At 63.2% G+C, this 24,772-nt stretch carries 24 protein-coding genes; 10 read left to right on the top strand and 14 right to left on the bottom strand.

Annotated elements, in window-relative coordinates:
- Positions 1-243: 243 nt before the first annotated feature.
- The 3 genes from NKH13_RS27745 to NKH13_RS27735 are packed head-to-tail and all read right to left on the bottom strand — an operon-like array spanning position 244 to position 4,863.
- Positions 244-1,398 carry an efflux RND transporter periplasmic adaptor subunit gene (locus NKH13_RS27745; RefSeq protein ID WP_352720691.1) on the bottom strand — a complete coding sequence of 385 codons (1,155 nt, stop codon included), beginning with the start codon at positions 1,396-1,398 and terminating at the stop codon, positions 244-246.
- A gap of 16 nt (positions 1,399-1,414) precedes the next feature.
- Positions 1,415-4,594, bottom strand: coding sequence for an efflux RND transporter permease subunit (locus NKH13_RS27740; RefSeq protein WP_352720689.1), 3,180 nt, complete (start codon positions 4,592-4,594; stop codon positions 1,415-1,417).
- Entirely contained in the window at positions 4,588-4,863 is a 276-nt protein-coding gene (locus tag NKH13_RS27735) for a hypothetical protein (RefSeq protein ID WP_352720687.1), read from the bottom strand. The genes NKH13_RS27740 and NKH13_RS27735 overlap by 7 nt, the downstream gene beginning before the upstream one ends.
- Before the next feature lie 253 nt (positions 4,864-5,116).
- Between NKH13_RS27735 and NKH13_RS27730 the strand changes: the two genes are divergently transcribed.
- The gene (locus NKH13_RS27730) at positions 5,117-5,698 is read left to right on the top strand and encodes a TetR/AcrR family transcriptional regulator (protein WP_031211029.1); all 582 of its coding nucleotides are present in this window, start codon (positions 5,117-5,119) and stop codon (positions 5,696-5,698) included.
- A gap of 549 nt (positions 5,699-6,247) precedes the next feature.
- Here NKH13_RS27730 and NKH13_RS27725 read toward each other — a convergent pair.
- From NKH13_RS27725 to NKH13_RS27700, 6 genes are all read right to left on the bottom strand, one after another.
- Positions 6,248-7,270, bottom strand: a complete 1,023-nt coding sequence (locus NKH13_RS27725) for a LacI family DNA-binding transcriptional regulator (protein WP_352915818.1) — start codon at positions 7,268-7,270, stop codon at positions 6,248-6,250.
- Between the two features lie 57 nt (positions 7,271-7,327).
- Complete coding sequence (locus tag NKH13_RS27720) at positions 7,328-8,122, bottom strand: ATP-binding cassette domain-containing protein (RefSeq protein WP_352915816.1); 795 nt, start codon at positions 8,120-8,122, stop codon at positions 7,328-7,330.
- 3 nt (positions 8,123-8,125) lie between these two features.
- Positions 8,126-9,112, bottom strand: a complete 987-nt coding sequence (locus NKH13_RS27715) for an ABC transporter permease (RefSeq protein ID WP_352720681.1) — start codon at positions 9,110-9,112, stop codon at positions 8,126-8,128.
- Positions 9,113-9,219: 107 nt separating this feature from the next.
- Positions 9,220-10,152, bottom strand: a complete 933-nt coding sequence (locus NKH13_RS27710) for a substrate-binding domain-containing protein (RefSeq protein WP_352720679.1) — start codon at positions 10,150-10,152, stop codon at positions 9,220-9,222.
- 250 nt (positions 10,153-10,402) lie between these two features.
- Entirely contained in the window at positions 10,403-11,197 is a 795-nt protein-coding gene (locus tag NKH13_RS27705; RefSeq protein WP_352720677.1) for an SDR family oxidoreductase, read from the bottom strand.
- A gap of 78 nt (positions 11,198-11,275) precedes the next feature.
- The gene (locus NKH13_RS27700; protein WP_352720675.1) at positions 11,276-12,433 is read right to left on the bottom strand and encodes a fumarylacetoacetate hydrolase family protein; all 1,158 of its coding nucleotides are present in this window, start codon (positions 12,431-12,433) and stop codon (positions 11,276-11,278) included.
- 226 nt (positions 12,434-12,659) lie between these two features.
- On the opposite strand from NKH13_RS27700, the gene NKH13_RS27695 reads away from it, so the two are divergent.
- The 7 genes from NKH13_RS27695 (at position 12,660) to NKH13_RS27665 (ending at position 20,166) form a co-directional block, all read left to right on the top strand.
- Positions 12,660-13,943 carry an NAD(P)/FAD-dependent oxidoreductase gene (locus tag NKH13_RS27695; protein WP_352915811.1) on the top strand — a complete coding sequence of 428 codons (1,284 nt, stop codon included), beginning with the start codon at positions 12,660-12,662 and terminating at the stop codon, positions 13,941-13,943.
- A gap of 83 nt (positions 13,944-14,026) precedes the next feature.
- Positions 14,027-14,914: an ABC transporter permease gene (locus NKH13_RS27690; protein WP_292659959.1), complete on the top strand. Its 888-nt coding sequence runs from the start codon at positions 14,027-14,029 to the stop codon at positions 14,912-14,914.
- A complete protein-coding gene (locus NKH13_RS27685) occupies positions 14,911-15,789 on the top strand; it encodes an ABC transporter permease (RefSeq protein ID WP_352720671.1) in 879 nt (292 codons plus the stop codon). Before NKH13_RS27690 ends, NKH13_RS27685 begins: the two co-directional genes overlap by 4 nt.
- Entirely contained in the window at positions 15,774-16,844 is a 1,071-nt protein-coding gene (locus NKH13_RS27680; RefSeq protein ID WP_352660843.1) for an ABC transporter substrate-binding protein, read from the top strand. The genes NKH13_RS27685 and NKH13_RS27680 overlap by 16 nt, the downstream gene beginning before the upstream one ends.
- 179 nt (positions 16,845-17,023) lie before the next feature.
- A complete protein-coding gene (locus NKH13_RS27675) occupies positions 17,024-17,632 on the top strand; it encodes a cupin domain-containing protein (RefSeq protein WP_254820400.1) in 609 nt (202 codons plus the stop codon).
- Complete coding sequence (locus tag NKH13_RS27670; RefSeq protein ID WP_352720669.1) at positions 17,622-18,707, top strand: ABC transporter ATP-binding protein; 1,086 nt, start codon at positions 17,622-17,624, stop codon at positions 18,705-18,707. The genes NKH13_RS27675 and NKH13_RS27670 overlap by 11 nt, the downstream gene beginning before the upstream one ends.
- A gap of 31 nt (positions 18,708-18,738) precedes the next feature.
- Positions 18,739-20,166 carry an aldehyde dehydrogenase family protein gene (locus NKH13_RS27665; protein WP_352720667.1) on the top strand — a complete coding sequence of 476 codons (1,428 nt, stop codon included), beginning with the start codon at positions 18,739-18,741 and terminating at the stop codon, positions 20,164-20,166.
- 126 nt (positions 20,167-20,292) lie between these two features.
- Here NKH13_RS27665 and NKH13_RS27660 read toward each other — a convergent pair whose 3' ends face one another.
- A complete protein-coding gene (locus NKH13_RS27660) occupies positions 20,293-20,778 on the bottom strand; it encodes an SRPBCC family protein (protein ID WP_502908406.1) in 486 nt (161 codons plus the stop codon).
- A complete protein-coding gene (locus NKH13_RS27655; RefSeq protein ID WP_352720665.1) occupies positions 20,775-21,125 on the bottom strand; it encodes an ArsR/SmtB family transcription factor in 351 nt (116 codons plus the stop codon). The genes NKH13_RS27660 and NKH13_RS27655 overlap by 4 nt, the downstream gene beginning before the upstream one ends.
- Before the next feature lie 172 nt (positions 21,126-21,297).
- Here NKH13_RS27655 and NKH13_RS27650 point away from each other — a divergent pair, with 172 nt between their 5' ends.
- Positions 21,298-21,651 carry an ArsC family reductase gene (locus NKH13_RS27650; RefSeq protein WP_352720703.1) on the top strand — a complete coding sequence of 118 codons (354 nt, stop codon included), beginning with the start codon at positions 21,298-21,300 and terminating at the stop codon, positions 21,649-21,651.
- A 158-nt stretch (positions 21,652-21,809) separates the two neighbouring features.
- Here NKH13_RS27650 and NKH13_RS27645 read toward each other — a convergent pair whose 3' ends face one another.
- From NKH13_RS27645 to NKH13_RS27635, 3 genes are all read right to left on the bottom strand, one after another.
- Complete coding sequence (locus NKH13_RS27645; RefSeq protein WP_352915806.1) at positions 21,810-22,172, bottom strand: DUF488 domain-containing protein; 363 nt, start codon at positions 22,170-22,172, stop codon at positions 21,810-21,812.
- A gap of 27 nt (positions 22,173-22,199) precedes the next feature.
- Complete coding sequence (locus tag NKH13_RS27640; protein ID WP_352720661.1) at positions 22,200-23,456, bottom strand: aminopeptidase; 1,257 nt, start codon at positions 23,454-23,456, stop codon at positions 22,200-22,202.
- 81 nt (positions 23,457-23,537) lie between these two features.
- Positions 23,538-24,452: a LysR substrate-binding domain-containing protein gene (locus NKH13_RS27635; RefSeq protein WP_352720659.1), complete on the bottom strand. Its 915-nt coding sequence runs from the start codon at positions 24,450-24,452 to the stop codon at positions 23,538-23,540.
- Between the two features lie 97 nt (positions 24,453-24,549).
- On the opposite strand from NKH13_RS27635, the gene NKH13_RS27630 reads away from it, so the two are divergent.
- Entirely contained in the window at positions 24,550-24,759 is a 210-nt protein-coding gene (locus NKH13_RS27630) for a hypothetical protein (protein ID WP_352720657.1), read from the top strand.
- Positions 24,760-24,772 lie beyond the last annotated feature (13 nt).

Below are 24,772 nucleotides of genomic sequence, written 5' to 3'. Positions count from 1 at the left end.
TGGCGCCACATCGGCCACCTCGTTGCGACGATCGAACCCGGCGAATGCAAAAACTACTTCGCAAACGCCGGATACGCTTCCGTCAAAACGTGAAAGACTCTAGAGAGCGCCTCTATGCTGCCATCGTCGCCAGAGCCGCCGTTCGCGCTACGGCTTGAATCGACCGTGTCGAAACTATCAGCAAAAACGGCGCCCTTGGCGTGGGAGCCGAGGGCGCCGCGGGACCGGACCTGATGGGGGTTATCAGGTGGCCGGTTTCTCGGGCAGCGGCGAGATCGGCATTCCCGGGCCGATCTTCTGCAGATTGCCGGTAATCACCCGGTCGCCTTCGGCCACACCGCTCAAGATGGCAACCTGATCGCCATTGGTCGGTCCGAGCGAAACGATGCGCTGGTCGACGGTGTTGTCCTTGCCGACGACATAGAGGTATTTGCCAAGCTGGCCTGAGCCGAGTGCCGTCTGCGGCACCATCAGCGCATCGGGCTGCTCTTTGACGTGCAGTCTGACGCGGACATACTGGCCGGGCAGCAGCGTGAATTTGCCGTTGCCGACCGTCGCCCGTGCCGTGATCGTGCCGGTCGAGCGATCGATCGTGTTGTCCATGAAGGTAAGATCGCCCTTCTGGCGCGGTTCGGTTTCACCAGGAAGCAGGACATCGACACTGATCGGTCCCGCAGCCCGAGCTTCCTCGATCTGGGTCAGGTCCGTTTCGCTCGGATTGAACGTGACGTAGATCGGATCGAGCTGCACCAGCGAGTTGAGCACGGTGCCGGCGACGCTGACCAGCGTTCCAACGGAAGCCTGGCTGCGTCCGATACGTCCCGCGAACGGGGCGCTGATTTCGGTATAGCTCAAATTGAGCTCGGCGGTCCGCAAAGCGGCCTGGTTCACGGCGAGCGAGGCCTGAGCCTCGCGCAAGGTGCTGGTGCGCTGGTCGAACACGTCCTTGGCGAGATAGCCGCTCTTGGCGAGCTCGCTGCCGCGCCCGAGACTGGAGCGTGCATAGTCGAGTGTTGCCGTGTCGCGCTGGATAAGCGCCTTCGCCTGCTCGAGGGCAGCCTGGAAATCCTCCGGGGCGATCTTGTAGAGAAGGTCGCCCTTGGCAACGTCGCTGCCGTCGGTGGCGACCTGCTCCTGCAGATACCCCGGCACGCGCGCCTGCAGCGTGATGCTGCGAATGGGCTCCACCCGGGCGGCATAGTCGAGATAGATCGGGATCGTCTTCTTGACGACGCTCACCACCGGCACCGGCATGACAAAGGCTTCCGGCTTGGGGGTCGCCGCCCCGGCTGTGCCGGCGTTGAGGCTGAGGCTGCCCATGTCGAGCAGGTGAACGCTCGCCACTGAAATCGCCCCAAGGGCGACGGCCGTTCCCAGCGCGATTTTCCATTTACGCATGATCAATTCTCCAGTCCTATTCAGCCGCTTCGGCCAATGGCTCGAAGGCGGATTCGGCAGTTGGTTGTTCAGTCGCTTCGGAGACCGGTCCGCTCTCGCTGCGGCGCTCGCGCAGCTGCTCGATCACCGCATAGAAGACCGGCACGAACACCAGCGACAGGATCGTCGCCGCGACCATGCCGCCAAAGACGGTGGTGCCGATCGACTGCCGGCTCGCGGCACCTGCACCTGTAGCGAACATTAGCGGCAGCACGCCGAGGATGAAGGCGAAGGCGGTCATCAGGATCGGTCGCAGCCGCAGCCGCGCCGCTTCCATCGCGGCGTCGACGATGCTGAGGCCTTCTTCGCGCCGGCGCCGGGCAAACTCCACGATCAGAATCGCGTTCTTGGCCGCCAGTCCGATCAGCATGACGAAGCCGATCTGCGAATAGACGTCGATCTGCATGCCGCGCAGCCACAGCACGACGAACGCACCGAACAATGCAAGCGGCACCGCCAGCAGCACCATGAACGGCATCGCCCAGCTCTCATATTGCGCGGCGAGGATCAGGAAGACGAAGACGATCGCGAGACCAAAGACGACGGATGCGATCGATCCCGCCTTGAGCTCCTGATAGGTGATGCCAGTCCATTCGTAGCCGAAATCTCTCGGCAACGCCGTGGCAGCGGCACGCTCCATTGCCGCCACCGCCTGGCCGGACGAAAAGCCGGGGGCGGCGCCGCCATTGATCAGGGCCGACGCATTGTTGTTATAATGCGGCACGGTCTCTGGGCCGACGATGGGCACAAGCTTGCCCAGCGTGCTCAGCGGCACCATGCCGCCCGACGCATTGCGGACATAGAGCCGCGAAATGTCGGCCGGACCCGCACGAGAGTCCTTGTCGGCCTGGATCGTCACCCGGAAGGTGCGGCCGAACAGGTTGAAATCGTTCACATAGAGCGAGCCGAGATAGATCTGCAGCGTATTGAAGACGTCCGGCAGGTTGAGCCCGAGCAGCTTCGCCTTGGCGCGATCGAGATCGTAGTTGAACTGCGGCGTCGAGGTCGAGAACGACGAGAACAATTGCTGCGGGTTGAGCTCGGGCTGCTTGCGCGCCTCGGCAATCACCGCTTGCGTCGCATCGTTGAGCGCCACGCTGCCGCGGCCGGTCAGGTCCTCGACCTGGAACTCGAAGCCACCGGTGGTACCAATGCCCGGGATCGACGGCGGGTCGAAGCTCAGCGCAAAAGCCTCCGGAATTTGCAGCAGCTTGTTGCGCACGTCGGCGACGAGCTTCGAAGCGCTCTGGTCGGGGCCGCGTTCGTCCCATGGCTTCAGGATGGCGAATTCGACCGCCGAGTTCGACTGCGCGGCGCTGGTCAGGAAGTTCAAGCCGCTGATCGAGCCGACGATGTCGACGCCGGGGGTATTCTGCAGGATGTCGCGTGCCTTTTGCGCCACGGCGTCGGTGCGTTCCAGCGAGGCCCCGTCGGGGAGCTGGATGACGACGAAGAAATAGCCTTGGTCCTCGACCGGGAGGAAGGTCGAGGGCAGGCGCTGCCAGACGAAATAGGTCGCGACAAGTCCGGCCGCGAACACGCCGAGCATGATCCAGCGCAGGCGGATGAGAATGCGCACGCCATTCGCATAGGCATGCGCCAGCCGTTCGAAGCCCATGTTGAACCAGCGGAACAGCACGAACTGCGTTTCCGGCCGGTGGCGCAGGAAGGCGGCGCTGAGCGACGGGGTAAGCGTCAGCGAGACGAAGGCCGAAATGCCGAAGGAGATCGCCACCGTCAGGGCAAACTGGTTGTAGAGCCGGCCGGACACGCCGGGAATGAAGGCGACCGGCACGAACACGGCCATCAGCACGGCGGTCGTGGCGATGATCGGGCCGGTGACCTCAGCCATCGCCGTGCGCGTGGCAGCCAGCGGTTTGAGGCCGGCCTCAAGTTGGCGTTCGACATTCTCGACGACGACGATCGCATCATCGACGACGAGGCCGATCGCCAGCACCATGCCGAGCAGGCTGAGCATATTCAGTGAGAAGCCAAGCATATTCATGACGGCCAGCGTCGCCACCAGCGACACCGGAATTGCGATCGTCGGGATGATCGTGGTGCGCCAGCTTTGCAGGAAGATGAACACCACGGCGACGACCAGGACCAGCGCTTCGCCGAGCGTGATCAGCACGTCGTGCATCGAGGCCGAAACGAAACGTGTCGTATCGTAATGCATGGCGTAGCTGACGCCCTTCGGGAAACGGGCCGACAGCTCCTGCATCTTGTCCTTGACGCGCTGCTGCAGATCGAGCGCGTTGGAGCCCGGCATCTGGTAGACCGCCAGCACCACCGTCGGGTCCTTGCCGAAGAAGGCCGACGACGAATATTGCAGCGCGCCGAGCTCGATGCGCGCAACGTCGCGCAGCCTGACCAGCGAGCCGTTTGCGGTATTGGCGCGCACGACGATGTCGCCGAACTCCTTGGGATCGCTCAGCCTGCCCACGGCGTTGACCTGCATCTCGAAGGCAGTGCCGGCCGGAGCCGGCGACTGCCCGATCTTGCCGGCCGCCACCTGGACGTTCTGCTCGGCGACGGCGTTCTGCACGTCGACGGCAGTAATGCCGAGATTGGCTAGCTTGTCGGGGTCGAGCCAAATGCGCATCGAATAGCGCCGCTCGCCGAAGATCTGCACGTCGCCAACGCCGGGCAGGCGCTTCAGCGGATCGACCACCTGCAGATAGGCGAGATTGCTCAACGCGACCGGGTTGACGGAACCGTCCGGCGAGGTGAGGTCGACGATCAGGACGAAGTTCGGGTTCTGCTTCTTGATCGTCACGCCGCCCTGATTGACGATGGCCGGCAACGAGGAAGCCGCCTGCGAAACGCGGTTCTGGACGTCGACGGCCGCGGTGCTCAGATCGTAGCCAACGTCGAAGGTGATGGTGATCGTCGAGGAGCCGTCATTGGAGCTCGACGACGACATATAGGTCATGCCCTGGACGCCGTTGATCTGCTGTTCGAGCGGCGTCGTCACCGTGTCGGCGACGACCTGCGCGCTGGCGCCCGGGTAATGGGCGCTGACCACGACCTGGGGCGGCGTGATGTCGGGAAATTGCGAGACGGGCAGCAGGAAATAACAGATCCCCCCGGCGAGCACCATGATGATGGCGATCGCCGACGCAAAGATCGGGCGATGGATGAAGAAGTTTACCATGAGATGCACGCCTCGCCCGATGCTCTGGCCCGGCCAAAGGCCTTGGCCACCCTGGACAGCCGCCGGCTGCGCATTGAGCCGGAATCTTCGAGAAAACCGAAATCTTGCAGAGGGCGGCGCGGCGCATTGCGGCGCTCGGCCTGCTCATCCGCCAGCGCACGCAGCATCGCCTCGAAAGACCGCGGGTCGACGCGGTCGGCTTTCATCAGCATGCGGATCATCGGATCCCTCACGACTTCATCGATCGTCAGATCATTGCGCTGCGACATCGAAGCGGCTCCTGGTTTTTGGTGATCCGCGGCAGGCCGCGGATCGGGTGTTCTCTTGCTCGCCGGCCGAGGCCGTAAGGTGCGGTTCGTCCCCTTGCCGATCGGGGCGGGGCTGATGGCCGGCACTTGCGAGTTTGACATGATGCAATGCGGGTGTTACAGGTAAGTAACATCTCTAACGTTACAGACCGGTAACACCCTAGTCAAGAGGTGCACCGAGGGAATTTCGGGAAACGCAATCACGGAGGTTTTGATGACAGACGGTGTTGTGGAGCGTGTTCGCCCCCGGGACAGGATCCTGGAGACGGCACGGGACATGTTTCACAAGCATGGCATTCGCGGCGTCGGCATCGACGCCATCACCGAGGCCGCCGGCACCAACAAGATGACGCTCTACCGGCATTTCGAGTCCAAGGACGACCTGATCATCGAATGTCTGCGGGCGACCGCCTGCAGCGCCAACGCGATGTGGGAAAAGTTCGAGGCCGAGAATCCGGGCGACAAGCTGGCGCAGCTGCACGCCTGGGTCCGAATGGCGGCCGATTGCTTGATGTCCGACCGTCGCGGTTGCGACATGGCCAACGCCGCCATCGAGCTGAGCGAGGCCGATCATCCGGCAAGGCAAGTGATCAAGGAACTCAAGGAAGCGCAGCGCGAGCGGCTGGTCTCCCTGTGTCGCGATGCCGGCATCGGACAGGCCGAACTTCTTGCGGACACGCTGTCGCTGTTGCTCGAGGGCGCCCGTGTCAGCCTGCAAAGCGTCGGCGCCGAGGGCCCGAGCGCGCAGTTCGTCCGCATGGCGGAAGGCCTGATCACTTCTTTCAGGGCCAGATAATCTCGCAAGCGGCGAAACGATCCGTGGCGTTTCGATTGCGCGCCGCGCCGCCGGGTGATGTCTCGTCCTATCCGGATGTGCCATCTCGCGTCTCCCTTGCCGATCCCCCGCACCATTGCCGGCGCGGCGTTGTTTGCTGGTCGTGAGGCAGGATAGGGCCGCCGGCGAACCGGTGAGAGTGACAAGTGTGACAGGATTCTGCCCGACAAGCCGCGGCGATCGCAGCGAAGCTCATCGATCCGCGGATCAACAGTCGTGTCCGGTGCTAGTCACGATCCCAAGCGTCGGCCGCTATCCCGGAGCCGGAATAAAAAAAGCCCGCTGCCGGGAGGAGGTGGCAGCGGGCTCGATTTCGAATACGGCACGGGAGGAGGTGTACCGCACTCAGCGTCGGCATCGCATCTGGGAGGAGTAGATGGCCGACACCTGCGAAACTATCGATTGCCCAATGATTCGGCAACCACAAAAGTTGCATAGCTGATGTGCAGATTTGCGGTATCAACCGAATTTTAACGATCGAGGCCCGAGCGCCATCGCCCTCGCGCGGCATCACTGCACCGGGACATTTTCCTTGAAGATCAGGCGCGGCTCGATGAATTTCCGCGTCAGATAGGGCGCCGACGAGGCGATCGAGCCGAGCAGGCGAATGACCGACTGTTCGGCAATCAACCGCGCATTCTGGTCGATGACGACGTCGAGCAGGTCGTCGACGAGATAGCCGCGCGTCTCGCGCGTCAGATCATGGCAGATGAACACCGGCTTCTTCCGCGGCCTGACTTCGAGCAACGCTTTTGCCACACCCGAGCGTCCGGCGCCGATACAGTAGATGCCGAGCAGCTCCGGCTCGTTGTGCAGCGCCTTCATGGTCGCGGTATAGCTGACCTCCGGCTCATCGTTGATCTCGACGGCGCGGGTGACGGTCAGATTGGGAAACTCTTCGCCGAGCACGGAGCGAAAGCCCATTTCGCGTTCCTCGTGGCCGCGATAGGAACGTGAGCCGACCACCATCGCCAGATGGCCCTGGCGGCCACCGAGGAACCGTCCCATCAGCAGCGCCGCGGTGCGGCCGGCCACCCGGTTGTCGATGCCGACATAGGCTGAGCGGGGCGCGCCAGGAACGTCGGACACCAGCGTGACCAGGCGGATGCCGGCCTCGACGATCTCGCGCAAGATGTTGCGCGTTCTCGGATGATCGATGGCGATGACGCCGACCCCGTTCGCCTTGAGCGAGAGGTTTTCGACGGCCACCTGCAAGGCACTCGGCGAAATGCCGGCGAGCTTGTGGATGCGGCAGGAGGCGACCAGCGGCAGGCGCGCCGCATAATCCTCGATGTGTCTGGCCAGATCGGCCATGAAGGCATTGCTGCCGATCGGCAGGAAGAATTCGAGATGTGCCGGCCGCGAGGGCAACGCGACCTGGTCGACAACCGGCAGATAGCCGAGCTGCTTGGCCGCCTCCATTACGCGCTGCCGGTTGGCGGCACTCGCCCCCGGCCGATTGTTGAGCACACGGTCGACCGTCGCGGTCGACAGGCCGCAGCTTCTGGCAATATCCGAAACGGTGGCTTTCATATCGCAACCATGTGGCGATGCGATCCAGTGCTTCGACGATAAGCCCGGCCCGGCCGCTCAGCCGGGCCGTTTCGTGCCCTCGACCAGCGCCTCATGGATCTCCTTCTCCGACATGCCGGTGATGACGCGTTCGACTTCGGCGACGCTGGTCTTCTTCGGGTCGATATCGTCGGCGACGACCTTGCCGCGGCGCATGACGACGATGCGGTCGACCACCTGGAAGACATGATGGATGTTGTGGGCGATGAAGATGCAGGAATGGCCGGAATCGCGGGCGCTACGCACGAAGCTCAGCACGCCCTGCGTTTCGGCGACGCCGAGATTGTTGGTCGGCTCGTCGAGGATGATGAGGTCGCTGTCGAAATGCATGGCGCGTGCAATCGCCACCGCCTGCCGCTCGCCGCCGGAGAGCGAGCCAATCGGCGTCGTGGGCGGGATGTTCTTCGAGATGCCGACCTGCTTGAGCAGGTCGCGGGCAACCACGTTCATCGCCTCCTGGTCCATGCGGTTGAGGAAACGCGGCGGCTTGATCGGCTCGCGTCCGAGAAACAGGTTGCGGGCGATCGACAGCTGCGTCACCAGCGCCGAGTCCTGGTAGATCGTCTCGATGCCGTGGGCGATGGCGTCGCTGGTGCTGCGCAAATTCACCTTCTTGCCGCGGATGAAGATGTCGCCGCTGGTCAGCGGGACCGCGCCCGACAGCACCTTGATCAGTGTCGACTTGCCGGCGCCGTTGTCACCGAGCAGACCGACGATCTCCCTTTCATTGACATGGAAATTGGCGTCCACCAGCGCTTGCACGCGGCCGTAGGACTTGCGGATATTTTCCATGCGGACAAGCGGTTCGGCCATGGTTCAAGTCCCTGCCTGATGCCGGCGTTCCAGCCATGAGTGGAGCGCCATCATGCCGAGGATGATGGCGCCGATGAAAATATTATAGGCAAGGCCGGGCACGCCGATCAGCACGATGCCGTTGCGCATCACGCGCAGGATCAGGATACCGAGCACCGTGCCGATGATTGTGCCGCGCCCACCGGTCAGCGCCGTGCCGCCGATCACAACCATGGCGATGACTTCGAGCTCGTAGCCGGTGCCGCTGTTGGGGTTGGCCGCCGAGGTGCGCAGCGAGCTGATGACGCCGGCAAGCGAGGCCAGGATCGACGACAGGATGAATAGGCCGATCTTGACGCCGCTGACATTGACGCCGCGCGCCCTTGCAGCACTTGGGTTGCCGCCGGCCGCCTGGATCCAGTTGCCGGTCCGGCTCTGCGTCAGCACGTAGCCGAGCGCGGTTGCGGCGGCGATGAACCAGAACAGCGACATATAGATACGGAACGGCCCGATGAAGAAATCGCCGACCAGCGCTTCCGCCAGCCAGCTGCCCTCGGCGCTCCAGGTCCGCTGCGGAAACCCGTTGGTGACGAACAAAGCGGTGCCGCGCACCACCAGCAGCATGCCCAACGTCACCAGGAAGGACGGGATCTTGAGCTGCGTCACGAACCAGCCATTGACCAGTCCAATGAACGCAGCGACCACCAGCGCCATGACGAAGGCGGCTTCGAGCGAGGCGACGCCGCTGTTGAACAACGTCCACATCAGGACCGGCGAGAAGCCGAACACCGAGCCGACCGAGAGGTCGAATTCGCCTGATGTCATCAACAGCGTCATCGCCAGCGCGATCAGCCCGAGCTCAACCGTGAAGGCCAGCGTGTTCGAGATGTTTTGCGGCGACAGGAAGTCGTGGTTGATGCCCCAGAACACGGCGATCTCGACGACGAGCAGCACGAACGGCCCGAACTCGGGCCGCGCGATCGAGCGTTGGATAAGAGAACGATTTTCCACCTTGGACCCGCGATAGGATTGGATTTGGCCGAGACCGCAACCGGCTTCGGCGGAATGATGAGACAGTCACGGCCGCTGAAGCGGCCGTGACCAACTCGATCGCGGATTTATTTGCCGGACAGGATCTTGTCGTAGACTGCCGCGGTGTCCTTCTCGTAGAGCGCGCCGGTGATCACGTCGAAGCCGGGCGGAATACCGCTCGCCGCCATGTTGGCGAGCGAGAGCGCGACGTAGCTGGTCGCCTGCGGATCCTGCCACTGGCCGGCATTGACGTAGCCGTTCAGCACTTCCTGGGTGGTGTCGAGCGAGTTGCCCCAGCCGACGACCGGGATTTCGCCCGGCTTGACGCCGACCTGGTCGAACACCCGCTTGATCGAACCGGTGACAAGGTCGCCAAGGCCGATGATCGCCTTGACCTTGGCCCTGTTGGCGGTGAGGTAATCGACCATGCGGTTGATCACTTCGGCCTGGTCGAGCGTCGCTTCGGTGATTTCATAGGTGATGCCGAGCGGCTCGAAGACGCTCTTGATGCCTTCCTCTTCCTGGACGCCATAGGTAGCGCCGGGAATTTCGACCGGCATCCAGACGAAGTCGCCCTTCTTCACCAGGCCCTTGTCGACCAAATACTGAGCCCAATGCTTGCCGAAGGTGACGTTGTCGCCGCCGACATAGGCGTTGAAGTCCGCCTTCGGATCGGGCGTGTTGAAGTTGATGATCGGGATGTTCGCCGCCCGCGCTTCCTTGACGATCTCGACAAGGCTGCCCGGATCAGGGCTGGTCGTGGTGATGCCGTCGGCCTTGGCGGCGATCGCGGCGCGAACAGCCTCCTGCTGTGACGCCACGTCGCCATTGTGGAACGACGTGTTGACAGTGTTGCCGGTATCCGCCGCCCATTGCTTGGCGCCGGCAAGGAAGTAGGTCCAGACCGGATCGGCCGGGCCGCCATGCGAAATCCAGTAGAACGTCTTGGCCTGTGCCGCGGCCGGAATAGCCAGCGCCACCACCAAGCCGAGTGCAAGCAGTCTTAGCCTCGTCAGCATTTGATTTCCTCCCATTTGAACCGAACTCCTCCTCCGACGACGATCACCGCGAAAAGCCGTGCGCGGCCAAAACGGTGGTCGCATTTTGCCAGCGTCGACCTGGCGCATTAGAGCATTCCCTTTTTCGATCGATGGCAAGCCTCCATCCGCAGTGGACGTTGGCGCAAGGCACCACGCCATCAGCAATCCCATCAGATTGCATCAGTTTGGCTGATATTTTCCAGGCGGCCGACGATCGGCCTTGCGACCGTCATGCAATGCCGCGCGGCGGCGCGCCGAGCACGGATTGCTCTAGGTCGATAAGCGTCCCGGTCATCAGCCCGGAGGCGTCGCTGAGCAGGAACAGCGTTAGCTGGGCGACTTCGTCCATGGTCAGCAATCGACCAAGCGGCAGGCCGGCGGCGGCGATCTTTGCCCAGTTTTCGCCCTTGCCCAGCGTGCGCGCCTGCATCTCTTGTTCGGCCGGCGTCGCTACCCAGCCCATGTTGATGCCGTTGACGCGGATGCGATCGGAAAGATGCGCGTTGGCAATGTTTCTGGTCAGCGTCGAAAGCGCGCCCTTGGTTGCGGAATAGATGGCAAGGTCCGGCGCACCGCAATGCGCATTCACCGACAGTATGTTGACGATGGCGCCCGCCGCCCGCCGTGTCTTCATGTCGGCTACGGCCGCCTGCATGAGGAAGAACGGCGCGCGCGCATTGACGGAAAACAACCTGTCCCAGTCGTCGATTGTGCCAGTTTCCAGCGAGGCCCGGTCGGTGAGGGCCGCGGCGTTCACCAGACAATCGATGCGGCCGAGTCTTTTGGTCGCTTCCGCCATGACAGCTGCAGGCGCGGCCGGATCTCCAAGGTCGGCCTGGATGAAGACGACGGGCCGGCTTGGTCGTGAAAGCTCTTCGGCGATGCGTCTGCCACGCTCGGTATTGCGGCCGACAATGGCGATCCCTTCGCCGCCGTCGGCTGAGGCCAGCCGGGCGATGGTCTCGCCAAGCCCTTGCGTTCCGCCGGTAACGACAAGGGTCTTGCCCTCAAGAGCGACGATCAATGGACTCTCCCGAATGCCGACGAGCAGGTAATTTCCAATCAGAGAATTCTAGAATCTATCGGATGTTAGGCTGGGGGACTAGATGAGGTCGGCCCTTGCGAGGTCACGCATCAGGTGGCTGGCGCCGTAGGTCCAGTGCGGGCAGTCGGGCGACAGCCGCACGCGGTTGACCAAGGCACCGAACTTCTCTGAAGAGATGGTGACGATGTCGCCGACCTTGTGGGTAAAGCCCTTGCCTTGTTCGCCGCGATCCTTCGACGGCACGAACATCGTGCCGAGATAAAGCGCCAGCCCGTCCGGGTATTGGTGGTGCGACCCCATGGCGGCGGCGACCAGCTCTTCCGGCGAGCGGCTGATCTCGGCCATCGAACTGGCGCCCTCCAGCGAGAACCCATCCTCGCCCTCGACCTTCAACCGTACGATCGCCTGCTTCACGTCGCCGATGGAAAATGTCTCATCGAACAGCCGGATAAAGGGGCCAAGTGCTGCCGAAGCGTTGTTGTCCTTGGCTTTGCCGAGCAGCAGCGCCGAGCGCCCCTCGACGTCGCGCAGATTGACGTCGTTGCCGATCGTCGCCCCGACAATCCTGCCGCTGCTGGCGGCAATCATGGCGATCTCCGGCTCCGGATTGTTCCATGTCGAAACCGGATGCAGGCCGACATCGGCGCCGAAGCCGACCGAGGCCATCGGCTGGCATTTGGTGAAGATCTCGGCATCGGGGCCGATGCCGACTTCCAGATATTGCGACCAGGCGCCGCGCGCAATCAGCTTGGCCTTGATCTCCATCGCTTCCGGCGAGCCGGGTTTGAGCTTGGACAGATCGTGGCCGATCAGGCCGGCAATGTCGGCGCGAATGGCGTCGGCCTTTTCGGCCGAACCGCGCGCCTGCTCCTCGATCACCCGTTCGAGCAGGCTGACGACAAAGGTGACGCCAGATGCCTTGATCGCCTGCAGGTCGACGGGGGACAGCAGGTACGGTTTCCCCGGATCGCGCGCTGTCTCGAAACTGTTGGCGGCAATGGCATCGAGCGGGCCGATCGGCCGCCCCGTGGCCGAGCGGACGTGTCCTGCCGGATCAGGCAATTCGCAAACGTCGCGTACGGTCGGCGCCATATTTGACGTGATGTCGAAGACGGTACCGTCGCGCACCGTGACCACCAGCGGATGGGAAGCATCGCTCGCCCGGGCGCGGCCAACGAAGAGCCCTTCGGCGGGCAAATGTGTGGCGTTCGTCATGGCTTACATTTCCTGTTGTCTTGTCCTTCGGCCGCGGCACTTTCAACAAATTCCCGCCAAAGGTCTATCCCGCTTGCAGGGCGAGCTTTGTCAATTCTTTCAAGCGGTCTTCGCATCGCTGGACCTTGATCGAGCCTGGCGTGCGCCAATGGCGAGGGAAAACGCTCTTTCAAAATAATGAAACCGTCGCTAGGGTTTTCACCTACTGAAAATCTCCAGGTGACGCTTGCTCTTACGGTTTTCCGATCCAATCTGGCAGAAGCCGCGGACAGCCACCGCGTTCCAGTCGCTTTTTCCAGCCGGCCGACGCGTCGATGTCGTCATCGTCGGCGGCGGCATCATGGGGCTGTCGACGGCCTTGCACGCCGCCCGGCTCGGCCTTGCCGTCCAGGTGCTGGACGCCGGCGAAATTGGCAATGGCGCATCCGGCCTGAACGGCGGTCAGGTCATTCCCGGCCTGAAATACGATCCGGACTGGCTGCTGGAGCATTTTGGTCTCGAACACGGCGAAGCGCTCGTCAACTTTGCCGCCTCGACCGCTGACACCGTCTTCGAATTGATCCGTGACGAAAGACTGGCGGTGCCGTTCGTCCGCAATGGCTGGATCCAGGCGGCGCATACCGAGACCGCGCTGAAAGCGGCGGCAAACCGGGATCGGCAGTGGCGGGCGCGCGGCGCCGATGTCCGGCTGCTGAGCGCGACGGAGATCGCGACGATGACCGGCGCGCAGGGCTATCTCGGCGGCTGGCTCGATCGCCGTGCCGGTGTCATCGATCCGCTCGCCTACACGTCGGAACTGGCGCGCGTCGCTGCAGCGGCGGGCGTGAAGATCGCCGAGCGCCAGAACGTGATGCAGATCAGCAAGGATGCTGGCAGTTGGCACGTTTCAACCGAAAGCGGCGCCGAACTCAAGGCCAAGGCGGTCGTTCTGGCGACCAACGCCTATACCGGCGGCCTGCTCCCGGGCCTCGCCGAGACGTTCGTTCCGCTGCATTCCTTCCAGATCGCGACGGCGCCGCTATCATCCAATGTCGCGGCAGCGATCCTGCCGGACGGGCAGGCAGTGTCGGATTCGCGCCGCATCCTCGTCTATTATCGCAAGAGTGCCGATGGCCGACTGGTGCTCGGCGGGCGCGGCCGCATGGCCCTGCCGAACGGCCCGGCCGACTGGGCGCATCTGGAACGCGCGCTGCTGCGGCTCTACCCGGCGCTGTCCGATATGGCCATTGAAAAGCGCTGGTTCGGTCGGGTGGCAATGACGCCGGACCATCTCCCGCATATCCACGAGCCAGAGAAGGGTCTGCTGGCGGTCGTCGGTTGCCAGGGCCGCGGCATCGGTCTGATGACCGCGCTTGGCGAGCGCATCGCCTCCTACCTGTCGAGCGGCGACACCAGGCAATTGCCGTTCCCGATATCGCCGATCCGGCCGATCCCGTTTCACGCCTTTCGGCAGGTCGGCGTTGCCGCGACCATCGCCTGGTACCGGATGCTGGACGCCTTCGAACGCTGACGTCATGCCCAAGCGTGAAACAGCTTGACAGCTTCACGAATATGAAAAAAGCTTGGTCGATTTCAAATTATGATGGGCCGTCGATGTCGACTATCGCCGCAACGCAGCCGCTGCCGGAAACCCGGTCTTCGCCGGGTTTTCGCTTCGCCATGCTGCTGCCCGGCGGGCTGGTCACCTTTCTGCTGATCCTTTTCGCGCTTGGCCTGGTGTTCTTCCTGGCCTTTCGCGGCAATGACGGCTCGCTGCTGGGGGCCGGTTTCACCCTTGCGAATTTCGTCACGGTGGCCACCGATCCGCTGTACTGGACGGTGACGCTGCGCTCGCTGGGCATCGCCGGCCTGGTGACGCTGGCAACCGTCGTCACGGCATATCCCGTTGCCTACTACCTGGCTTTCCATGCCGGGCGGCAGCGTGGGCTGCTGCTGTTCCTGCTGACCCTGCCGTTCTGGACCAGCTATCTGCTGCGCGTCTTCGCCTGGAAGATCGTGCTTGCCTATAATGGCGTGCTGAACTCCGCGTTGATCGAAAGCGGCATCTGGTCGGAGCCGACATTGGCGTTCTTGAATACGCCGGCAGCGGTCGTCGTCACGCTTGCCCACGCTTATGCGCCGTTCGCCATCCTGCCCATCTATGTGGCGCTGGACACGATCCCGAAATCGCTGCTCGAAGCTGCTTCCGATCTCGGCGCAAAACCGTTCACCAGTTTCCGTCGCATCGTGCTGCCTAATTCGATGCCGGGCGTGCTGGCGGCTGCTCTCGTCGTCTTCGTGCCGACCGTCGGCGATTATGTGACGCCGGCGCTGGTCGGCGGCCCTGCCAGCACCATGATCGGCACGCTCATCCAGGCCGAGTTCGGCAAGGCCAATGACTGGCCGTTCGGCGCCGCACTCGCCGTCGCCGTCATGCTGGTCATTCTCGCCGTGGTGCTGGTGGTGCGCTTCGCCGACCGCCGATACGGCAGCCGCACATGAACACGGCGCGTATCGATGCAAGGCAGGGCGGCGGCTGGCTGGGAGCCTACGTCCTTGCCTATCTGGTGTTCCTGTATCTGCCGATATTGCTGATCCCGCTGTTTTCCTTCAACAATTCGATCCAGGCGGCATTTCCGCTGCAAGGCTTCACGCTGGAATGGTACGGCACGCTTTACGGCAATTCGGCGCTCTCCGGCGCACTTGCCACCAGCCTCGTCATCGGCGCCATTGCCGCCATCGGCGCAACACTCTGCGGCATCACCGTGTCCTATATGGACCTCTACGGCCGTTCGCCGCTGGCGGCCACGATCAGTGCCATAGCGCGGCTGCCAATCCTGATCCCCGGCGTCATCGTCGGCATATCGCTGCTGATCCTGGTCAATCTTGCCGGTTTCGGGCCGTCGCGCATTGCCATCGTGCTCGGTCACATATTGGTGGCGCTGCCGACGACGGTGGTGGTCATGCGCAGCCGCTTCGCCGCCATTCCGAAGACCATCCGTGAGGCAGCGCTCGACCTCGGCGCCTCGGACTGGACGACCTTCAGACGGGTGATGCTGCCGCTCAGCCTGCCCGCCATTATTTCGGCGTTCATGCTGGCCTTCCTGACCTCGTTCGACGAGTTCATCGTCGCCTTCTTCCTTGCCGGCACCGAGCCGACGCTGCCGCTTTATATCTGGAGCCAGCTGCGCTTCCCGAAATCGCTGCCGACCGTCATGGCGCTCGGCACCGCGATCCTGGCCGTGTCGTTCCTCATCGCCGCACTCGCCGAAATCCTGCGCCATCGCGGGCTTGCCGCCACCCGGCGGCCAGCGCCCGCCAGCCTGTCAAAACCAGAAGAAACCGAAAGAGGAGAACTGCAATGGCATTCGACCTGAAATCGATAACGGCAAAGACAGCGAAAACCGGACTGGCTGCCTTCGCGCTGGCGCTTGCGTCGACTGTCGCCTTTGCCGGCGACAAGTTGCAATATTTCACCTGGTCGGGCTATGAACTGCCCGACTTCAACAAGAGCTTCCTCGCCGCGCACCCCGATGGTGTCGAAGCCTCGATGTTTGGCGACGACGATGACGCTTTCACCAAGGTCAAGGCTGGCTTCCGCCCCGACATCGCGCATCCCTGCTATGACAAGGTGGCGCGCTGGAACAAGGAAGGCCTGCTGCAGCCGATCGACACCAAGCGCATCAAGAACTGGGATTCGATCTTCCCGGTTTTCAAGAACCTGCCCGACCTGCAGGCCGGCGACGGCAAGGTCTGGATGGTGCCGTGGGACTGGGGCAACACCTCGATCCTCTACCGCACCGATCTGGTGAAGAACCCGGAAGCCAGTTGGAACCTGCTCTGGGACAAGCAATATGCCGGGCGCATGGCGACCATCGATGCCGTCCACGACACACCGGTGGTGGCGGCCCTTCTCGCCGGCGTCAATCCATTCGACATGACGCCGGAACAGATGGACAAGGTGGCGGAGAAACTGCGCGAGCAGCGCCCGCTGCTCTCGAACTACACCACCGACATGACCTCGGTCGAACAGGCGTTGGCGAGCGGCCAGCTGGTCGCGGCCATGACCTGGAACGCCTCGGCCACCTCGCTGAAGAAACAGGGCGTGCCGGTCGAGTTCATGAAGCCGAAGGAAGGCATGCTGACCTGGGCTTGCGGCTTTGTCATGCTCAAGGACGCCAAGAACGTCGACCTCGCTTATGACTTCATCAACAGCCGGCTTGAGACGGATTCCGGAAAATACCTGATCCAGGCCTACGGCTATGGCAGCTCGACCAGCTCGGCTTTCGCCGCCGTGCCGAAGGAGGAGCTGGAGAAACTGCAGCTGCCTTCCGATCCCGAGGTGATGCTGAAGACCACCATCTTCACCGGGCCGATGAAACAGAATGACGAACTCGCCAAGATGTTCGAGAAGGTCAAGGCAGGCGGCTGAGTTTGTTTTCCCTTCTCCCCTTGTGGGAGAAGGTGTCGCCGAAGACGACGGATGAGGGGTGTTCCAGATGGCACCGACGGCACTCCGGCCAACACCCCTCATCCGTCCCGGCGCTTCGCGCCGATCCACCTTCTCCCACAAGGGGAGAAGGGGAGACCTTACCAAACGAGGACGAATGGATGGACATGCTGGACGAAGCGGCTGAGAAGCCGAAGGACGACGCCGACGTCAGGGTCGGCCGGCGCGTGCGGGCGCTCAGGCTGGAGCGCAATCTCTCGCTGGCCGAACTTGCCGCCAAAGCCGGCGTCTCGATCGGTGCGCTGAGCCAGATCGAGCGCGGCATGTCGTCATTGCGGGTGCGAGTGATCTGGCCGCTCGCCGCCGCACTCGACATCGAGCCGTCGGCACTGATCGTTGACGGCAACGATGCCGGCAACGATCTTTATTGCGTGCGCGCCAACAGCCGGCGTCAGATCCCGGTCAAGTCGGAAGGCATCGCCAAGGCGCTGCTGTCGCCGCCGGCCGCCACGCTGACCGGCATGCTGGTGACCGTGGAAGCCGGTGGCGGCACCGCCGAAGCCTACGCCCATGCCGGCCACGAATTCGGCTTCGTCCTGTCGGGCGAGGTCGAGCTGGTGGTCGATTCGACCAGATACGGGCTGAAGGCCGGTGACAGCTTCGCCTTCAAGAGCACCTTGCTGCATGCCTTCCGCAATCCGGGCAGCGAGCGCTGCCAGATCCTGTGGGTCAACACCACCAAGCCGTCCGAGGTTCGCGATGGCGCCTGATCCGCTCGTCCGGCTGGACAAGGTCTCCAAGATTTTTCCCGGCGGCATCATAGGGCTCGACGCCGTCGATCTTGATATTTGGCGCGGCGAGTTCCTGACCCTGCTCGGACCGTCCGGCTGCGGCAAGACCACCAGCCTGCGGGTCATCGCCGGCTTCGAGAGCCCGTCGAACGGCAGGGTCCTGCTCGAAGGCCGCGACATCACGGCGCTCAGGCCCTTCGACCGTCCCGTCAATACCGTGTTCCAGGACTACGCGCTGTTCCCACACATGAACGTTGCCGAAAATGTCGGCTTCGGCCTGTCGCTGCGCAAGCTCTCCGGTGCCGAACAGGCAAGGCGCGTCGGCGCAGCGCTCGACATGGTCGGCCTTGCTGAAAAGCTCGGCGCCCGTGTGTCCGAATTGTCGGGTGGCCAGCGCCAGCGCGTCGCGCTTGCCCGCGCCATCGTCTGCGAACCGCGTGTGCTGCTGCTCGACGAGCCGCTGTCGGCGCTCGACGCGCATCTGCGCGAGCAGATGCAGGTCGAACTGAAGCGGCTGCAGTCGCGGCTTGGCACCACCTTCGTCATGGTCACGCATGACCAGACCGAGGCGCTGTCGATCTCCGATCGCATCGTCGTCATGAACAAGGGCCACATCGAGCAGATCGCGCCGCCGGCGACCCTTTACGACCGGCCCGCCACCAAATTCGTCGCCAGCTTCATCGGAACCATGAACCTTCTGCAGTCGCGCTTTGTCGGCCGTGACGGCGAGCGCTTGCGGTTCATCGCCGGCGTCCTGCCGCTGGAAGCGATTTCGGATAAAGGCGAGCTGCCTGGCGAGGGCACTGTGCGCACCATCGGCGTGCGTCCGGAGGACCTTTTGGCCACGACCGAGGCCGCGGCCGGTACCGCACCGGTGCGGGTGAACAGCATCGTCTTTCACGGCCGCACCTTGCGCCTTCATGCAGAGCTGGGGCAGGGGACACAGGTGGTGATCGACGCGCCGCGCCGGGCGGAGGGTTTTCAATTCAGCGTCGGCGACGTGGCGCATATCAGCCTGCGCCGTGGCGCCAACTGCCCTATGCTGCCAAGCTAGTCTCACTCATTCCTAGAAAACCGGAGCACCCATGGGCAGTCATCTCAATTTCTTCATCGGCGGCAAATGGGTCGGCCCCGTGGTTCCGGCAACGCTGGATGTGATCGATCCGTCCACCGAAGAGGCCTACACCAAAATCTCGGTCGGCTCGAAAGCCGATGTCGACAAGGCCGTGGCGGCAGCCAAGGCGGCATTCCCGGCCTTCTCGCAAACCAGCAAGACCGAGCGCCTGAAGCTGCTGAAGCGTATCCTCGAAGTCTACAATGAGCGCTACGAGGACATCGCCCAGGTGGTCAGCCATGAAATGGGCGCGCCGATCAGGTTGGCGCGCGAGGCGCAGGCCTGGGCGGGCAGGGCGCATATGGAAGCTACCATCAAGGCGCTTGAGGATTACGAATTCAGCGAGAAGCGCGGCACCACCATGGTGGTAAAGGAGCCGATCGGCGTCTGCGCGCTGATTACACCGTGGAACTGGCCGCTCAACCAGATCGTCTGCAAGGTGGCGCCGGCGATCGCCGCCGGCTGCACCGTCGTTTTAAAGCCTTCCGAAATCGCGCCGATCAGCGGCATCATCTTTTCCGAGGTGATGGACGCCGCCGGCACGCCGAAGGGCGTCTACAATATGGTGAATGGCACCGGCCCGGATGTCGGCCAGGTCATGGCCGGCCATCCTGACGTCGACATGGTCTCGTTCACCGGGTCGACCCGGGCCGGCATCATCGTCGCCAAGACGGCCGCCGATACGGTCAAGCGTGTCGCGCAGGAGCTGGGCGGCAAATCGGCCAACATCGTGCTGCCCGACGCCGACTTCGAGGCGGCGGTGCGCAAGGGTGTCAAGGCGTGTTTCGGCAATAGCGGCCAGTCCTGCGACGCGCCGACCCGCATGCTGGTGCCGGCCGCCCGCCACGACGAAGCGCTGACCATCGCCAAGAAGACGGCCGAAGCGCACAAGGTTGGCGACCCGCGCTCGGAAGAGACCAAGCTCGGGCCGGTGGTCAGCAACATCCAGTTCGACAAGATCCAGCGGCTGATCGAGGCCGGTATCGCCGAGGGCGCAACGCTGGTCACCGGCGGCCCCGGCCGGCCGGAGCACCTCAACCGTGGCTACTATGTGCGGCCGACCGTTTTCGGCCACGTCAGGCCCGGCATGACCATCGAGAAGGAGGAGATCTTCGGGCCGGTTCTGTCTGTCATCTCCTACGATGACGATGATGATGCGGTGAAGATCGCCAACGACACCGTCTATGGCCTGGCCGCCTATGTGCAGTCGGGGGATATCGACCACGCCCGCAAGATTGCCAGCCGGCTGCGTGCCGGGCAGGTCTCGATCAACTATCCGGAATGGGACACGTTCGCGCCCTTCGGCGGCTACAAGCAGTCCGGCAACGGCCGCGAATACGCCGACTGGGCGATCCATGATTTCCTTGAGATCAAGGGTATCATCGGTTACGGCGCCTGAGCCTTCGACATTGGCATTATGCCAACCGTCAAGTTTGTTGCGAGCGTTGGTTCCTTCGGCACCGGCGTTCGGTTGAACGGCCACGACGGCTCCGTGGCCGCAATGTGAGTGCGAAGCAGGGTCGCCTCAGATCGTCTTGAGATAGCCGGCCAACTGATCCGCCACTGTGCCCCAGCCGTCGTAGAAGCCCATCTCCTCGTGGCTGTTGCGCGTGGCTTCGTCGCGGTGGATGGCGGTGGCGGTGTAGCGCGTCGTCTCGCCATACGATTGCAGCGATATGACCGCTGTAATGAATGGGTCGCCTGACGGCCGGTAGCCTGGCAGCAGCGCATCGGTCCACACCAGCCGCTCGTTCGGGACAATCTCGAGGTAGCAGCAACGCCTGTCGTTGACCTCCTTGCCGTCGGGCGACTGCATGCGGGTGCGGAACAGGCCGCCGGGCCGAAGGTCGATCTCGCAATCGGTGATGATCCACGGCTTCGGCGTGAACCATTGGCGGACATGCTCGGGCTTCGTCAATGCCGTCCACAGCAGTTCTCGCGGCGCCTGGATCGCTCGTTCGAGCACGAGGTCGAGCTTCGGATCGGGTTGGAACAACGGGACCATATTCATCTGTCTTTCTCCTTGAGTTTCAGCACGTAGTCGTCGAACTGGTCGAGGCGGCGCTCCCACAGCGCACGCTGCTCGGCCAACCAGTTTTCCGCGAGCTTCAACGGCTCCGGCGCGAGCCGGTAGGTCCTGACGCGGCCTGCCTTCTCCGAATGCACCAGCCCGCAGCCTTCCAGAACCCTGAGATGTTCGATGAAGGAGGGCAGGGCCATCTCGAACGGCTGGGCAAGCTCGCTGACCGAGGCGGGGCTTCGGTTCAGCCGCTCGACTACGCGCCGCCGGGTAGGATCGGCGAGCGCCCGGAAAATGCCGTCGATCGGCGGGGGGCTTTCGGTCTGCAGGCTCGTCATGGTCATTTCCTTGCCTCGGCCATCCGCATGACCAAAGTTGGCTCGGGACAACACTTAGGAAAATTCCTTACTATTGGCAAGCGCGAAAATCGCGATGCCCGGCAAGGCCGCTGGAAAACTAAGAGGTGCGGTTTTAGGGTGCCGTCAGATTCGACCGGTCCGAGGATCCGTTTTGACGATCACCATGTACGGCATCACCAATTGCGACACGGTCAAGAAGGCGCGTGTCTGGCTGGCGAGCCATGATGTTGCCTATCGCTTTCATGACTACAGGGTAGACGGACTGGATGCGGATCGGCTGAACGGCTGGTCAGGCAAGGTCGGCTGGGAAATCCTGCTCAACAAGGCGAGCACGACGTTTCGCGAATTGTCGGACGAGGACAGGCTGGGCCTGGATGAGAAGAAGGCCAAGGCGCTGATGCTGGCCAAACCGACGATGATCAAGCGGCCGGTGCTGGAATTTGGTGACAGGATTCTCGTCGGCTTCAAGCCTGATGTTTATCAGCAGACGGTTGGGCGGAAGTGAAGTCGCGGTGCCTATCCTGTCGTCATCCTATGGCGGAGCAAGGAGCGAAGCGACGCGGCGCAGACCATAGGATCCATGCCGTGACGTTTGAGCATTGCAACCTTGCAGGTTCTACTCCGCCGCATCCTTCGGCTGAAGTTGCGGCATGGATCCTCGGGTCAAGCCCGAGGATGACGAAGTAGATATTCCGCCAGCGCCACCGCATTGTTATGCGTCTCATCATGCGCGCCGTAGATCAGCGTCACCCGGCCTTTGCCCAGCAAGGCGCGCAGCTGCCCGACCGCCTCGCCATTGCTGTCGAGCTCGGCGCGGTATCGCCGCTGGAACTCCGCCCAGCGCGCCGGGTCGTGGCCGAACCATTTGCGCAACGCATTGCTCGGCGCGATGTCCTTCAGCCAGACCGTTAGCGCGGCGTCTTTGCCACGGACGCCGCGAGGCCATATCCGGTCGACGAGCACCCGCTGCCCGTCAGCGGGCGCCGGCGGCTCATAGATGCGCTTGATCTCAATATCTACGCCCATGGGATCCGGGAACGCCGCGCAGTCCTGTCAGACCCACTCGCCCTTGCGCATCACCGGCACGCGGCTGCCATCCTTATGGACGCCGTCTATGTCGATCTTGTCCGAGCCGATCATCCAGTCGATGTGGATGAAACTCTTGTTGCCGCCGCGCGCCGCGATCTCGTCCTGGCTGAGCGAGGCGCCGTCGACGAAGCACTTCGAATAGCACTGGCCAAGCGCGATGTGGCAGGCGGCGTTCTCGTCGAACAGCGTGTTGAAGAACAAGAGCCCGCTCTTGGCGATCGGCGAGGAATGCGGCACCAGCGCCACCTCGCCGAGACGGCGCGAGCCTTCGTCTGTGTCCAGCACTTTTTGCAGTACATCCTCACCTTTCGAAGCTTTTGCCTCGACGATACGGCCCGCCTCGAAACGCACCGCAATGCCGTCGATCAGCGTGCCCTGGTAGGACAGCGGCTTGGTGCTCGTGACATGGCCTTCGACGCGCCTTGCATGCGGCGTGGTGAAAACCTCTTCGGTCGGGATGTTGGGGTTGCAGGTGATGCCGTTCTTGGCGGTCGAGGCGCCGCCCATCCACTCGTGGCCGTCAGCCAGCCCGACGGTCAGGTCGGTGCCGGGGCCGGTGAAATGCAGCGCATGGAAATTGTGGCCGTTCAGCCATTCGGTGCGGCTCTTAAGCGCCGCATTGTGCGCCGTCCAGTTGCCGATCGGGTCTTCGACGTCCACCCGCGAGGCGGCAAAGATGGCGTCCGCAAGCTTGGCCACGGCGACGTCTTCGGCGTCGTTCGGAAACACTTGTTTGGCCCAGGCCTGATCGGGATAAGCCACAATGTTCCAGTTGATGTCGAAGCCGGTGATCTTCTCCAGCGCCGGCTGGTAGGCCATCGAATTCGCCTTGTTGGCACGCGCCACCTTTGCCGGGTCCTGAGAAGAAAGCAGCGACGGATCCTCGCCGCGCACGGCAAGCCTCGCCGCATTGCTGGCGAAGGCTTTTGCCATGCCTTCATAGAGCCAGCCGGCGGCGCGGTCGAAACCAGCGTCGGCGCCATAGCGGAAGCGCGCCAGCATGATCTCGTCATCGTTGAAGATCGGCGTCACCAGGCCGGCGCCCGCCTTGTAGGCGTGCTCGACGATCCGCCGCGTCAAAGGCAGCGCTGCAATAGACGAGGTCAGCACCAGATCCTGCCCCGGCTGCAATTGCAGCCCAACCTTGACGGCGACCTCCGCCAGCCTGTCGAGCTTCACCGGGTCGATAGTTGCGGAAACGCCGCGCGAATGTGTGGTCATGATCCTGCCTGCCGTGATTGGGGACTGTTTCTTACATAGACCGGCGCTACCGACCTTTCCACCGTGATGATGCCGGCAGGCTCAGCTGGCGCTCTCGAGCGACCTGAACTGCGCCATCGTCGCCTCGATCTCTTCGCGCACCCAGGTCTTGAAATCCCTGACCTTGCGGCTTTCGCTCTTGCTGGCCGAAGTCACCAGCCAATAGCCGAGGCCGCTCTGCGCGCGTATGCCGAACGGCGCGACAAGCCGGCCGTCGGCCAGCGCGTCGGCGGCCAGCAACTGCCAGCCGAGCATGACGCCGTGACCGGCAATCGCCGATTCCAGGCACAGCATCGGATCGGTGAAGCGCGCGCCTTTCATGAAGGTGACCGGCTCCACCCCGGCCGCTTCGAACCAGCTCTCCCAGCTGATCATCGATCTTTCGTCGGTGATCGCACAGGTCAAAGCAAGGTCGTCTATCGATTTCAGCTTGCTGGCGATCACCGGTGCACAGACCGGAAACACCTCCTGCGCCAGCAGCAATTCGGCCCGCCCGCCCGGCCATTTGCCGTCGCCGAGCCGGATGGCGACATCGATGTCCGAACGATCGAGATCGGCAAGCCGTACCGAGGCGTCGATGCGCAGGAGCACGTTCGGATGCCGGGCAAAATGCCGCGACAGCCGCGGCAGCAGCCATTTCGAGGCGAAGGCCGGCGCTACCGAAACCACCAGCGTGCACTCCGAGCTTTCATCGGCAAGCGCCATCGCCTGCGCAAGTTCGCGAAAGCCTGCGCTGAGCCGCGTTGTGAAGATGGCACCGAATTCGGTCGCTACCAGGCCAGCCGCCGTTCGGTCGAATAGCGCCCGGCCAAGCTGCTTTTCGGTCCGGTTGATCTGCTGGCTGACGGCGCTGACCGAGACGTTGAGCTCGCTGGCCGCAGCCGCAAGCGAGCCCAGGCGCGCGACGGCTTCGACGGCGCGCAAGCCGTTGAGATGGACGCGGTTCAGCATAGCCATACAGTTTTTCTAAACTCGAACGGCTGAAATCTCAATTGCCAGACACTGCCGGATGCCGGATTCTAAGTGGGTTACTCAGAGTGAGGAGGCAAACCTGATGAAGATTTTATCATGGCTCAGCGCCTTTTCCCCGATCGGAACGCAGCCACACCGGCATGACAGCGGGGCCGCCAGCTGGGGGACTGATCCGCTGTCGCATCCGGTGCTCGACACCATGTCGGAGCGCGAGCTCGCCGACATGCCATTCAGGCTGACTGCGCGTCGTACCCGCTTCGAGACGGCCCCGCCAAGGACCTGCTGCGGCTGAACAAGGACTTGCT

Origin of the sequence: Mesorhizobium sp. M1348 (genome assembly GCF_040317925.1) — a bacterium.
Taxonomy (GTDB): domain Bacteria; phylum Pseudomonadota; class Alphaproteobacteria; order Rhizobiales; family Rhizobiaceae; genus Mesorhizobium.
This window is presented reverse-complemented; position numbering and strand designations above follow the sequence as displayed.

Bases quoted from the DNA above. Each gene is read 5' to 3' on its own strand.
- NKH13_RS27745 (WP_352720691.1), bottom strand. From the start codon at position 1,398: ATGCGTAAATGGAAAATCGCGCTGGGAACGGCCGTCGCCCTTGGGGCG.
- NKH13_RS27740 (WP_352720689.1), bottom strand. From the start codon at position 4,594: ATGGTAAACTTCTTCATCCATCGCCCGATCTTTGCGTCGGCGATCGCC.
- NKH13_RS27735 (WP_352720687.1), bottom strand. From the start codon at position 4,863: ATGTCGCAGCGCAATGATCTGACGATCGATGAAGTCGTGAGGGATCCG.
- NKH13_RS27730 (WP_031211029.1), top strand. From the start codon at position 5,117: ATGACAGACGGTGTTGTGGAGCGTGTTCGCCCCCGGGACAGGATCCTG.
- NKH13_RS27725 (WP_352915818.1), bottom strand. From the start codon at position 7,270: ATGAAAGCCACCGTTTCGGATATTGCCAGAAGCTGCGGCCTGTCGACC.
- NKH13_RS27720 (WP_352915816.1), bottom strand. From the start codon at position 8,122: ATGGCCGAACCGCTTGTCCGCATGGAAAATATCCGCAAGTCCTACGGC.
- NKH13_RS27710 (WP_352720679.1), bottom strand. From the start codon at position 10,152: ATGCTGACGAGGCTAAGACTGCTTGCACTCGGCTTGGTGGTGGCGCTG.
- NKH13_RS27700 (WP_352720675.1), bottom strand. From the start codon at position 12,433: ATGACGAACGCCACACATTTGCCCGCCGAAGGGCTCTTCGTTGGCCGC.
- NKH13_RS27690 (WP_292659959.1), top strand. From the start codon at position 14,027: ATGTCGACTATCGCCGCAACGCAGCCGCTGCCGGAAACCCGGTCTTCG.
- NKH13_RS27685 (WP_352720671.1), top strand. From the start codon at position 14,911: ATGAACACGGCGCGTATCGATGCAAGGCAGGGCGGCGGCTGGCTGGGA.
- NKH13_RS27680 (WP_352660843.1), top strand. From the start codon at position 15,774: ATGGCATTCGACCTGAAATCGATAACGGCAAAGACAGCGAAAACCGGA.
- NKH13_RS27675 (WP_254820400.1), top strand. From the start codon at position 17,024: ATGGACATGCTGGACGAAGCGGCTGAGAAGCCGAAGGACGACGCCGAC.
- NKH13_RS27670 (WP_352720669.1), top strand. From the start codon at position 17,622: ATGGCGCCTGATCCGCTCGTCCGGCTGGACAAGGTCTCCAAGATTTTT.
- NKH13_RS27665 (WP_352720667.1), top strand. From the start codon at position 18,739: ATGGGCAGTCATCTCAATTTCTTCATCGGCGGCAAATGGGTCGGCCCC.
- NKH13_RS27660 (WP_502908406.1), bottom strand. From the start codon at position 20,778: ATGAATATGGTCCCGTTGTTCCAACCCGATCCGAAGCTCGACCTCGTG.
- NKH13_RS27655 (WP_352720665.1), bottom strand. From the start codon at position 21,125: ATGACGAGCCTGCAGACCGAAAGCCCCCCGCCGATCGACGGCATTTTC.
- NKH13_RS27645 (WP_352915806.1), bottom strand. From the start codon at position 22,172: ATGGGCGTAGATATTGAGATCAAGCGCATCTATGAGCCGCCGGCGCCC.
- NKH13_RS27640 (WP_352720661.1), bottom strand. From the start codon at position 23,456: ATGACCACACATTCGCGCGGCGTTTCCGCAACTATCGACCCGGTGAAG.
- NKH13_RS27635 (WP_352720659.1), bottom strand. From the start codon at position 24,452: ATGGCTATGCTGAACCGCGTCCATCTCAACGGCTTGCGCGCCGTCGAA.
- NKH13_RS27630 (WP_352720657.1), top strand. From the start codon at position 24,550: ATGAAGATTTTATCATGGCTCAGCGCCTTTTCCCCGATCGGAACGCAG.